The sequence below is a fragment of the Candidatus Hydrogenedentota bacterium genome, assembly GCA_019695095.1.
Classification (GTDB): Bacteria; Hydrogenedentota; Hydrogenedentia; order Hydrogenedentales; family SLHB01; genus JAIBAQ01.
Window position 1 is genome coordinate 1 of the sequence record JAIBAQ010000193.1, and the last position, 10,924, is coordinate 10,924.

General features: G+C 57.6%; 11 protein-coding genes. 8 read left to right on the plus strand and 3 right to left on the minus strand.

Going from position 1 to position 10,924, the window contains the following annotated elements; translation table 11 throughout:
• Positions 1-211, plus strand: a 211-nt coding sequence (locus K1Y02_21880) for a hypothetical protein (GenBank protein ID MBX7259028.1), incomplete at its 5' end; no start/stop codon positions are given.
• 88 nt (positions 212-299) lie between these two features.
• Here K1Y02_21880 and K1Y02_21885 read toward each other — a convergent pair.
• Positions 300-890, minus strand: a complete 591-nt coding sequence (locus tag K1Y02_21885; GenBank protein ID MBX7259029.1) for a transposase — start codon at positions 888-890, stop codon at positions 300-302.
• A 532-nt stretch (positions 891-1,422) separates the two neighbouring features.
• Between K1Y02_21885 and K1Y02_21890 the strand changes: the two genes are divergently transcribed.
• The 7 genes from K1Y02_21890 to K1Y02_21920 all read left to right on the plus strand — a co-directional run bounded on the left by K1Y02_21890 (position 1,423) and on the right by K1Y02_21920 (position 8,482).
• Positions 1,423-2,652 carry an LL-diaminopimelate aminotransferase gene (locus K1Y02_21890; protein MBX7259030.1) on the plus strand — a complete coding sequence of 410 codons (1,230 nt, stop codon included), beginning with the start codon at positions 1,423-1,425 and terminating at the stop codon, positions 2,650-2,652.
• 166 nt (positions 2,653-2,818) lie between these two features.
• Positions 2,819-3,355 (plus strand): peptidoglycan-associated lipoprotein Pal, encoded by a 537-nt coding sequence (gene pal, locus K1Y02_21895; protein MBX7259031.1) that lies wholly within the window; start codon positions 2,819-2,821, stop codon positions 3,353-3,355.
• Between the two features lie 24 nt (positions 3,356-3,379).
• Positions 3,380-4,246: a tetratricopeptide repeat protein gene (locus K1Y02_21900; GenBank protein ID MBX7259032.1), complete on the plus strand. Its 867-nt coding sequence runs from the start codon at positions 3,380-3,382 to the stop codon at positions 4,244-4,246.
• A gap of 100 nt (positions 4,247-4,346) precedes the next feature.
• Positions 4,347-5,357: a hypothetical protein gene (locus K1Y02_21905; GenBank protein ID MBX7259033.1), complete on the plus strand. Its 1,011-nt coding sequence runs from the start codon at positions 4,347-4,349 to the stop codon at positions 5,355-5,357.
• Positions 5,358-5,360: 3 nt separating this feature from the next.
• The gene (locus K1Y02_21910; GenBank protein ID MBX7259034.1) at positions 5,361-6,575 is read left to right on the plus strand and encodes a DUF1573 domain-containing protein; all 1,215 of its coding nucleotides are present in this window, start codon (positions 5,361-5,363) and stop codon (positions 6,573-6,575) included.
• 93 nt (positions 6,576-6,668) lie between these two features.
• The gene (locus K1Y02_21915; protein MBX7259035.1) at positions 6,669-7,052 is read left to right on the plus strand and encodes a hypothetical protein; all 384 of its coding nucleotides are present in this window, start codon (positions 6,669-6,671) and stop codon (positions 7,050-7,052) included.
• The gene (locus tag K1Y02_21920; protein MBX7259036.1) at positions 7,049-8,482 is read left to right on the plus strand and encodes a UTP--glucose-1-phosphate uridylyltransferase; all 1,434 of its coding nucleotides are present in this window, start codon (positions 7,049-7,051) and stop codon (positions 8,480-8,482) included. The genes K1Y02_21915 and K1Y02_21920 overlap by 4 nt, the downstream gene beginning before the upstream one ends.
• A gap of 13 nt (positions 8,483-8,495) precedes the next feature.
• On the opposite strand, the gene purB is transcribed toward K1Y02_21920, so the two are convergent.
• Both purB and K1Y02_21930 read right to left on the minus strand, forming a co-directional pair.
• Positions 8,496-9,926 carry an adenylosuccinate lyase gene (gene purB / locus K1Y02_21925; protein MBX7259037.1) on the minus strand — a complete coding sequence of 477 codons (1,431 nt, stop codon included), beginning with the start codon at positions 9,924-9,926 and terminating at the stop codon, positions 8,496-8,498.
• Entirely contained in the window at positions 9,916-10,782 is an 867-nt protein-coding gene (locus K1Y02_21930) for a hypothetical protein (GenBank protein ID MBX7259038.1), read from the minus strand. The genes purB and K1Y02_21930 overlap by 11 nt, the downstream gene beginning before the upstream one ends.
• Positions 10,783-10,924: the final 142 nt, after the last annotated feature.

Genomic DNA, 10,924 nt, shown 5'->3' on the forward strand with positions numbered 1-10,924 from the left:
TTGCGGTGAACTCAAGGGCTGCTCCTTGAGGTGCGCCGCGCTCGGCGAGCGAGGCGCTACTCAGGCGATTGCTTATGTGGAGGCGCGCGGGAATTGGGGGCTGCTCAGGCAGCCGCATATATGGAGGCGCGCGGCGAACGAGGCGCTACTCTATTCGCATTGCGTGGCGGTCTTTGGTAGCGCCGCGATCGCCGAACGCGGCGCAGGTTAAAACGCTGACGGTAACCATGCTCGTATGTCTCGGCTCGGATTCGCGCGACCGCTTGTCTTCAGTCGAGTGCTCTCGATTTCGTCACTCGTCAGCTATTGTTCCAGGAGCCGTACGGCCACATGCGATAATCCTCGACCAGACCCGCCTTGACCGGGTTGTCTCTTATGTACTCTATGATTCGTTGGTCTTCTACCGCCGAACGCGACCAATGGTCGAACCATTCGCGTTGCCAAATCGCCTTGCCATCGCTTGCGATGAGCCGTCGCAGATGCGAAGTCGTCCAGCGTTTAAAGCCGACAATCTCGGTTTCTAGCGTCCCTTGCCGCAATTCGAAAAATACGTGGAGATGATTCGGCATGACCACATACTCCACGTTTTCCCACCGTCCAGAATTCACTCTGTGCTCGATAGCGCTGACGCAGACGTTTGCGAGCCGTGCATCGTTGAATAGCGCCCTCTGTTGGCGCGAATCCAATGCGTCGTCCAGGATACGAAAGGCTTCGCGATGAAGACGTCTAATCTTATCGTTCGGCGCAGAGAGCAACGCTTCCGTTCGAATCCGAATCTCATGCTCTACCTCTCGCGGCAATGTGCCCACCAAGCGCAACGTTACAAAGTACACGTTGCGGTCGACTTCCCAGTGGGGAAGGCGCATGCGATAGAAGCGTGAGGTTTTCATTGCACCGTACTCCACTTGGGAAAATTGGTGCGGGTTGCCGTGTTCTCGATAAGCCGAATAAGTGAGTATGTGCATAGTACTACAGTCACTCTGGAGATAGAAGCGGGCCGACGATCACGGTATGTGCTGGGGCGTGGGTTGCGGGTAACGCAGAGGCCTGCGGTTAACTCAAGGGATGCTCCTTGAGGTGCGCCGCGCTCGGCGAGCGAGGCGCTACTTGGGCGACCGCTTATGCGGAGGCGCGCGGAGATTGGGGGGGGCACTACCGCGACGGATTAGAAGGCCTTTTGCGGTGAACTCAAGGGCTGCTCCTTGAGGTGCGCCGCGCTCGGCGAGCGAGGCGTTACTCAGGCGATCGCTTAGGTGGATGCTTGCGGTGATCGCGACGCAGCATTGCGGAGCGATGACCCCACAGCAAGTTCCCAGTCGCGTGCGCATGCGGGAGGTTATTCTCGAAGGACTTCCGCTATACTATGCGGCGTTTTGCGTCTCCACCTGACCACCGTGAATAGAAAGGAGTCTCGTTCTTTCCATGGCGACGATTAACGCTAATTATGACAAGTTGCAGGCAGGCTATTTGTTTCCCGAAATCGCCAAGCGGACGCGGGCGTTTCAGGCGGAGAATCCGAGCGCGAAGGTCATGCGGCTGGGCATCGGCGACACGACAGAGCCGTTGACGCCTTCGGTTATCGAGGGGCTTTTGTCGGGGGTACGCAAGCTTGCGGACGTGAAGACGTACACCGGATACGGGGCCGAGCAAGGGAACACGGATTTGCGTGAGGCGCTTGCCGCCCGATACGCGAAGTACGGCGTAAATATTGAACCGGATGAGGTATTCGTGAGCGACGGGGCCAAGCCGGACTCGGCGAATATACAATCGATATTTGGCCTCAACAATGTGGTCGCCGTTCAAGACCCCGCGTATCCCGTTTATGTGGACAGCAATGTCATTGCCGGGCGCACGGGACAATGGAAGGACGGCCGCTTTGAAGGGCTGGTCTACATGCCGTGCACGGAGGCAAACGGTTTCTTTCCGGAGCTTCCCGATGGCAAGGTGGACCTGATCTATCTGTGCAGTCCAAACAACCCGACCGGAGCTGTGGCCACGAAGGAGCAATTGGCGAAGTTCGTGGCATACGCCCGCGCACACAAGGCCGTCATCATCTTCGACTCCGCTTATGCGGCGTATATCAGCGACCCCGCGCTGCCTCGGTCGATTTTCGAAATCGAAGGCGCGAAGGAGTGTGCCATCGAATTGAGCAGTTTTTCGAAGGAGGCCGGATTCACCGGAGTGCGTCTGGGTTGGACGATTGTGCCCAAGGCGCTTGCGTGCGAGGACGGCGAACCGGGAAAGCTGAACCGTTTGTGGAACCGGCGCCAGACCACCATGTTTAACGGGGCCTCCAATATCGTCCAGGAAGGCGGGGTCGCGATCCTGAGCGAACAGGGTCAACGCGAATGCCGGGAGATGGTTGCGTATTATATGAAGAATGCGCGAACCATCAAATCGGGTTTGGAGTCACTTGGTTTGACCGTATATGGCGCGGTCAATGCGCCCTATGTGTGGCTCAAGACTCCAAATGCCATGAAATCCTGGGATTTCTTCGACAAGATGCTGCGTGAGGCGCATGTCGTGGGCACGCCCGGATCGGGTTTTGGGCCGGGAGGCGAAGGCTACTTCCGGCTGAGCGCGTTCGGCCATGTCGATAACATTCGCGAGGCGGTGGAAAGCGTCAAATCCAATCTCATTCTGAAGCTGTAAACCGAAGCCTTGAATTGAGATGGAACTTCTTGTCCGCTTGAGACATATATAGACGAGGGGCAGGAATCGGGGTCATTTGATTCAAGCCCCGTTTTCTGTTACGCTATTGACCCTTACGGTTTTCACTTTCACACACGTTTTGCATGCCTGAGAAGGAGCACCTGAAATGAGACACTTGCGGAATGGACTTGTTATGAGCCTTTGCTTGGCTATGGCGCTGACCGTAGCCAGTGGTTGCTCGAGGAAGAAGAAAGAGCAGCCGATCAATCCCGATTTGACGAGCACGAGCCAGACGACGGCTCCCGAACAGACGACGGGCGAAGGCCTGCCGCCTATCGACCAGAGCCAGCTCTTCTTCGGGCCGAACCCCCTCGTGAAGCCCATCTACTTTGACTATGACAGCTACGCTCTGCGTCCTGACGCCCTTTCGACCCTTCAGGCGAATGCGGATGTTCTGAAGCAGGTTCCGAACGTAATCGTTCAGGTGGAAGGTCACTGCGACGAACGTGGTACGCAGGAATACAACCTTGCGCTGGGCGAGAAGCGCGCGCTTGCGACTCGCGAGCAGCTTGTCCGCCTTGGCATTTCCGGCGACCGTATCGTCACCATCAGCTACGGCGAAGAGATGCCCGCCGATCCCGGCCACAGCGAAGATGCGTGGGCGAAGAACCGTCGTTGCCAGTTTAACGAAGCGAAGAAATAACGTCGCACACGGAAGGACTGAGCCATGCGTTCCTTGGCAATCGGATTGTGCGCCCTGCTCATAGGGTTGGGGGTGGCCGGCTGCACGACTACCGGCGGCGGCGACCAACTGTCGAATACCGTGTATGCGACGTATAAGATCGCCAAGAATCTTGAACAGGACTTGGGGCCGTCGGTCACCAAGCTGAATCAGACGGCGGCGGATTTGACTGCCAAAGTCGAAGCGAACGATATGGCAGTCAAGAGTTTGCAGTCTGCTATCGAAGATAACCAGGCGAAGCTTGACAGCATGCAGAAGAGCATCGACAAGCTCAGCCAGGACGTCTATCGCATGTCCGGGCGTCCGACCGGGGCAACAGGGCTTGATGCCTACAGCGGGACGAATTATTCGGCCCAGTCGGCGGAAATCCTGCCGCCTCCCGGTGGGGCTGTCGCGGCGGCCCAGGGTACCACGCCGGTTCCTTCGCCGGAATCGGTCCCTGGCACGGCCCCGGCAGGCACGGAAGTTGGCTCGAATGCGCTGACGGACTATAACGCCGCGCAGCGGAGCTTCTACGGCGAAGACTTCGAGACTGCTTTGGCTCAGTATTCGGCGTATCTTCAGAAGTATCCCGATTCGAAGTACTCGGACGGCGCGCAGTATTGGAAGGCCGATTGCCTTCGCAAGCTGAACCGTCTTGAAGAGGCCATTGCCGAGTACGAGAAGCTTCGGACCACGTATCCGAATAGTCCGAAGGTGTCGATGTCGCTGAGCAATCAGGCGGACGCCCATCTGCGGCTGGGACAAACGCAACGCGCAGTTGCGCTTCTGAAGCAGTTGGTAGACAATTATCCGAATGCGCCCGAAGTCGAATTGGCCAAGAAACGGCTGAAAGAGCTTCAAGGGAATTGACGCTATCGGAATGTGATGTGTTTATGCGCGCGGGACGCAGGTCTCGCGCGCATTTTTGCTATACGGGGATGTTGTTCAACTTAGGACGAGCAGGATTGACATGAAGTATTTTCTGGGAATCGATGTCGGAGCGACAAAGACGCATTGCCTTATCGGCGATGAGAACGGCAAGGTACTCGGGTTCGGTAAGGCCGGTTGTGGAAGCTACGAAATGGCCGGCGTGGACCCTGCGCGCGTCGAGAACGAAAAGGCCATTGGGGCAGCGCTCAAGGACGCGGGTCTGAGTCTCTCGGACATATCGGCGATTGGGATGGGGATTGCCGGGGCGGACCTTCCCGAAGACTACGTCATGCTTGAACGCGAGCTGTATACACCCCTGTTTGGCGACATTCCGCGCGATTTCCAGAACGATTCGATGGGAGGTTTGCGGGGCGGCACCCGCAGCCCGTTTGGGATCGCGATCGCGTGCGGCACCGGTTGTGTCTGCGCGGGTAAGAACCGTTCGGGAGATCATGCGCGTACCGGCGGACTCGGAGACAGCTTTGGCGACGAATGCTCGGGGTCAAGTATCGGACGCGACGGGCTCCAGAGGGTCCTGCAGACTCGTGACGGTGTACGGCCGCCCACGTTAATGACGGCGAAATTTGTGGAGCGTGGGGGATGTGCGGACGTCGAGGATCTCTTCTACAAACTCTACCGTGGGCAGTTGACCTACACCGACTTGCAGCCCATGGCGAAGATTGTTTTCGAAGCAGCGTTTGAAGGCGACGAGGCCGCTTGTGATATTCTAGAGCGAGGTGGCAAGTACCTCGGCATGATGGTGAATGCCACAGCCCGCAAGTTGCGTATGTGCGAAGACGAATTTGAAGTGGTGATGGCTGGAAGTGTCTTCAAGGGGAGCAGTCCGGTTCTGATTGACGCCATGCGGACGGAAATCCACCGGGTTTGTCCCCGCGCACAAACGGTCATGCCGTTGTTTGAGCCCGTCGTGGGCGCACTGTTGATGGGCATGGAAGTGCTCGGCGAGGTCACGTCGGAAGTGTACGATAATTTGGCACGGGATTTGGAACGCGCAGAGTCTCAATACCGGGTCAGGTTTAAGGCGGAATAAGCGATGAAACTACGTGCAAGTCATGTTGTAGTCCTCGTACTGCTGGGTATCGGGACACTGGTTCTTTTCGTTGTGTTAAGGCCGAGCAGCGCCGGACAGAAAGAAAGCGGCGATTTCCTGGAGCAGGCGCGCGCTTGGCAAGAAAGCGACGTAGGTACCAAGAGTGTGGCCGGTGGGGTTCCCCCCGTCACGGAAGACCCGAGCGTCTCCGCGCGGCTTGAAGTCGAGACGACTGAATTCGACATGGGGGTCATCTCCAATGCGGAACCGACAACCAAAGAGCTGAAGGTTCGCAATACCGGCAAACGCGATCTGAAGATAACCACCATCAAGACCACGTGCGGCTGTACGTTGGGGACTTTCAATCGCAACTCGAAGCGCCCCGGATATGACGAGAATGCCGTTATTCCTCCGGGCGGCGAGATGCCCATGTACGTAACGGTGAACCCCTTTCGGGTGCCGGGTTTCTATTCGCACAAGACATTGACGATCTACTCGTCCGATGTCGTCAACCCGACGTTGGAAGTTCAGGTTTATGCTCACATCGATCCGGAGTTCATTCTGGAGCCCGATAGCTTGGACTTTGGAACAATCGAATACGGATCATCCGCGACGAAGGAAGTTCGTATTCGTCAGGCGGGAACCAAGCCGCTGAAGTTGGAGAAGGTCGAGACGCCTTCGCCCCGTGGGCGCAGAGATTTGCGCGATACCGTCAAGAAGGAAGACGAGCCTTTTGCGGTTGCTCTGCAAGACGTGCCGGAAAACGAGTGGAAAGAACCTGGACACCGCGAGTGGAAGGTTGCGGTTACGCTTTCGCCGAACCTGCCTCTCGGCGTGTTTCAGAATCAGTTCTACATCTACAGCGACGCGAAGCGGGTCAGCAAGTTTTACTACACAATGAAAGCGGATGTGAAGACCTTCTTCCGCGTCGAACCGGCACTCATTCGCGTGCGGGACAAAGTGACCGCGGGACAAGGGAAGATTGCGACGGCCACCATCCTGAGTGAACAGCCTTTTGAGTTGGAAGACCTGTCCATATCCGGCAAGGATTTGTCGCTATCCACACGCCCCGGCGAGACCCCGAACACCGTATTCGTGGACGTCAACGTCGCGCCCGACGCCAAGCCTGGCTTCAAGACTGAGACTATCACGATGAAGATCAAATCGGGCGACAAATCGGTTCCATACTCGACGCGCGCACTTGTGACTGTCATGTAACCTGGGCAATCGGTGCGCGAGCGGACGGGTATTATCGGACTTCGTCCGAGTAGGCTGTCGCATGCGCCAACACAATGGATGATGTGAACAACAATGGCGCTTTTCGGGAAGAAAGACAAGGAAGCTGAGGCGCCGTCCAACCCCGTGACGGTTCCTCTTGTGGGCAAAACAGCCTTCTGCACGGTGTGCAACGCGTATCGGCAGTTTACTCGTTGTTGGCGGCGCGCGCAGCCGGTAAAGCAGTGCACGTGCTGCGGGCTAGCATTCGAGAATGTCGCCGCCTTGTACGCGAAGAACCTGCCTTCGTGTCCGCGTTGCGGTGAGTTTCTGGAACACCCGGCCTTCGAATATGGTCTCTGCGACGGGTGCGGCACGAAGTTCGAGCTCATGGAAGGATCCAAACCGGGCATGTTGCCCAACCTCGAACAGCGCAAACAAATGATGGCGCGCGCCAAAGGAATGGGAAAGCCACGATGAGCCTTTCGATAGAGGAATTGCGTCGCGGACTGGCCGAGCATGGTCAAGAGCACGTATTGGCGTTTTGGGATAGTCTGGATGAGCAAGGCCGCACGAATCTCGCGGGGCAGATTGAGACCATCGACTTTCAGTTGATGGAGCGCCTCATTGCAGAGTGGGTGCTCGACGAACCTCCGGCCGAACGTTTTCGCGAGATAACCCCTGTTCCCACGATTCCGAAAGCGGACTCTTCGCGGGCCGATGCGCGTGAAGCGTGGGAGGCGGGAGAAGAGGCGCTGCGCGCGGGGCGCGTGGGCCTGCTATTGGTCGCGGGCGGCCAAGGCACGCGGCTTGGATTTGACGGTCCCAAGGGTGCCTATCCGATCGGGCCTGTGACGAAGCGGTCGCTGTTCGCCTATCACGCGGACAAGCTTCACAATGCCCAGGATCGATATGGGTGTACGCTTCCCTGGTACATCATGGTGTCGGACACGAACGAGACGGAAACGAAGACATTCTTCCGCGAGAATGGGCATTTCGGCCTGAAAGAAAGTCAGATCAAGTTCTTCCGGCAGCGTATGGCGCCGTGTGTAGACGAGCGCGGCAAGTTTATGCTGGAAGAACCCGGTTCGCTTGCGATGAATCCGAACGGTCACGGCGGGGTAATTCCCGCAATCGTCGAAAACGGAATTGCGCGCGACGCAAATGAGCGCGGCGTCGATACCTTGAGTTACTTCCAGGTAGATAACTGGGCAATCAAGTCCATCGATCCGTATTTCATCGGCTACCACGTCTTGCGCGGCGGCGACATGTCCTCCAAGATTCACCGCAAGAACGAGCCGCGCGAGGCCGTCGGCGTGCATTGCCTGTGCGACGGAGAATACCGCGTGATTGAGTATTCTGAACTCGATATCTATCCGCAGTTGTTGGAGACCGACAAAGACGGATTGCCGCGTTATTACGCGGGAAACCCCGCGATGCACGTCATCTCGCTAGGGTTCATTGAGCGAGTAAACGACCATTTTGTGGACTTCCCCTGGCACCGCGCTCATAAAAAAATCGCATACGTCGGGGCCGACGGCCGGGTTGTGAAGCCGGACAAGCCAAACGGCTACAAGTTTGAGACGTTTGTATTCGACGCGCTCCGTTTCATACGGCACGATCCCATCGCTCTGGAAATTGGGCGCTTGGGCGAGTACACGCCTATTAAGTCCTTTGAGGGGGACAACAGTGTCGTGGCCGCCTGGTCTTCCATGCGCGAATACTGGGGCGGGTGGCTGGAAGCTGCAGGGCATTCCGTGCCGCGAGACGCTCAGGGTAAGGTTGCCATTGAGATCGAGATTAGCCCGCGTTTCGCGTTCTCAAAGGACGAGTTTCTATCGAAGGCTTCGCAGCTCAGTCTACCGGATAGCGGCAACGTCATAATCGCCGGAGACGGCGCTGCACGCTAAGGGCTCGCGACCGTTACACTCTGACCTCGGATTTCGCGCCCAGCCGTGACTTGTTCCGCTCGAGCACTGGCCCGGCTTCTTGCTCGACGAATTCGATTACTTGTTCCGGCGCGCGGCCAACGAACTGCCGTACATCGAGAATCGTCTCAATTTCGGCCATGCTCATTCCGATGGCCGGGTCTTGCGCGAGCCGTTCCAACAAGTCGTTGTCGCCACCTTCTTCTTTGACGCGGCGAGCGGCTGCTTGGGAATGGCGACGAATCACTTCGTGCAGTTCCTGACGGTCACCGCCTTGCTTCACGCGCGCCATCAAGATGTTTTCCGTCGCCATGAACGGCAACTCCGCTCGCACGTGCCGCTCAATGACCTTCGGATAGACGTCCGGATTCTCCATGATGCTGAGATATAAATTCAGCGCGCCGTCCGCCGCCAGAAACGATTCCGGCAAACTGAGACGGCGAATGGCAGAATCGTCGAGCGTGCGCTCGAACCACTGCACGGATGACGTCATTTCCGCGTGCAGCGGAGAGACCATGAGGAAACGGGCCAGCGCGCACGCGCGTTCGCAACGCATCGGATTGCGTTTGTACGCCATGGCCGAACTGCCGATCTGTTTCTCGCCGAATGGCTCCTCGACTTCCTTCATGTTCTGCAGCAGCCGCATATCCGTCGCGAATTTGTGAACACTTTCTCCAAGTGCGGCCAGAACCCGAAGAACATCCGAATCAACCTTTCGCGGATAGGTTTGCCCGGTGACGGCATACGCGCGGCCAAAACCGAGTTTTTCCGAAACGCGTTGTTCGAGGCGTTTGACCTTCTCGTGATCGCCGTCGAACAGCGCAAGAAAAGACGCCTGTGTTCCTGTCGTGCCTTTGACGCCACGGCATCGCAAGCGACCGATGACGCGCTCAATATCTTCTATGTCGAACAGAATGTCTTGGGCCCACAAGCAGGCGCGCTTGCCGACAGTGACCAATTGGGCGGGCTGGTAATGTGTGAACCCAAGCGTCGGCAGGTCCTTCCACTTGACGGCGAAGTCGCACAGCTTGCGCAGCACGTTGACGGCCTTGGAGAGAATGATCTCCAGTGCTTCTCGCATCAGGATCAGGTCTGTATTATCGCCCACGTAGCAACTGGTCGCTCCGAGGTGGATGATCGGCTTGGCCTTCGGCGCCACCAACCCGTACGTATGGACATGCGCCATCACGTCATGCCGCAGTTCGCGTTCAAACCGTTCCGCTGCCGCGAAATCGATATCGTCGACGTGAGCTCGCATCTCCGCGAGTTGTTCATCGGTGATGGGCAATCCAAGTTCCTGCTCGGCTTCCGCGAGGGCTATCCAACAGCGCCGCCAAGTCGAGAACTTCCTTTGCGCACTCCACAACTGCGCCATTTCCTTTGTCGCAAAGCGCTCAACCAACGGGCTTACATATTCAGTAGTCATTGTCCTGGGGCTCCAATTGCTGCAGGGCTTTTTCGTATTCTCTCCGCCAACGCGCATGCAGGTCGCGACTGCGAAACACACGCATCAATCCAAAAACAAGCGATCCGCATTCTTTCTGCCGCTTCACGGCTAAATCGCTCGTGGGTTCCAATTCCGAAACACGCTGATAATAGAAGATGGCCTGGTCGTAGAATTTCAGCGCCTTGAAACAATCACCCAGACACAACCAGATTAGCGGGGCGCGCGCATTGAGATGCGCGGCTTCCGTGAGGTACGACGCGGCCAACGCATACTGGTGCGCGTCGAGCAATGACCAACCCGCATAGAAGGCGGGTTCCCACGGCGATTGCGCCAGGCTCTGCGCTTCCTCATACATCTTCAATGCCTCAAACCGGAACGATGCATCCGCTTTCAGAAGCAATTCGCCGCGCACACACCGCGAGTACCAACTGCGGTCGCCCGCGTCGACGCTCACGTCGGAGAGGGCCATGGCCTCGGGCATGTTGCCCATGTGGGCCAGGACCAGGGCTCGCGCCGCGTAGAATAGCCGCACGAGTTTGTAGTTGTCGTTTGCCTCGCGTGAAAGCGTATCGGCTTCCTGCATGCGCCCCGCGCGCACCAGCGTATCGATAAGTTCGACCCATGCTCCATAGTTGCGCTCGTCGAATCCGATGGCCTTGCGATAGAAATCCGTGGCCGCCTTGAAGTGACCCGCGTAACGCATCTCGCGACCAGCCCGGTAGAACGAGGGACCGTCTGTGGGCATCGCTCGCGGTGGCGGCGCGGGAGACGTCGATTCCCGATGTGCGGCAATGCCCGCGGCACTGTCGAGTTCTAGCCAATCAAACCGATCCATGATTGGGCGCCGAGTTCATTTGGAGTTGCTGTGTCGATACCGGACGCGCCCGGCTCTGAGACCATCCACGGAGGAGGTCGATCTTCTCGCGCATCGTCTTCGACAACGGCACGCTTTGTTTGATGCACGCGAGAATGTCCGC

What these genes read in the sequence shown, in the direction of transcription:
- K1Y02_21905 (MBX7259033.1), top strand. Translation starts at nt 4,347, where the DNA reads ATGAAGTATTTTCTGGGAATCGATGTCGGAGCGACAAAGACGCATTGC.
- K1Y02_21930 (MBX7259038.1), bottom strand. Translation starts at nt 10,782, where the DNA reads ATGGATCGGTTTGATTGGCTAGAACTCGACAGTGCCGCGGGCATTGCC.
- purB (MBX7259037.1), bottom strand. Translation starts at nt 9,926, where the DNA reads ATGACTACTGAATATGTAAGCCCGTTGGTTGAGCGCTTTGCGACAAAG.
- K1Y02_21900 (MBX7259032.1), top strand. Translation starts at nt 3,380, where the DNA reads ATGCGTTCCTTGGCAATCGGATTGTGCGCCCTGCTCATAGGGTTGGGG.
- pal (MBX7259031.1), top strand. Translation starts at nt 2,819, where the DNA reads ATGAGACACTTGCGGAATGGACTTGTTATGAGCCTTTGCTTGGCTATG.
- K1Y02_21910 (MBX7259034.1), top strand. Translation starts at nt 5,361, where the DNA reads ATGAAACTACGTGCAAGTCATGTTGTAGTCCTCGTACTGCTGGGTATC.
- K1Y02_21915 (MBX7259035.1), top strand. Translation starts at nt 6,669, where the DNA reads ATGGCGCTTTTCGGGAAGAAAGACAAGGAAGCTGAGGCGCCGTCCAAC.
- K1Y02_21890 (MBX7259030.1), top strand. Translation starts at nt 1,423, where the DNA reads ATGGCGACGATTAACGCTAATTATGACAAGTTGCAGGCAGGCTATTTG.
- K1Y02_21885 (MBX7259029.1), bottom strand. Translation starts at nt 890, where the DNA reads ATGAAAACCTCACGCTTCTATCGCATGCGCCTTCCCCACTGGGAAGTC.
- K1Y02_21920 (MBX7259036.1), top strand. Translation starts at nt 7,049, where the DNA reads ATGAGCCTTTCGATAGAGGAATTGCGTCGCGGACTGGCCGAGCATGGT.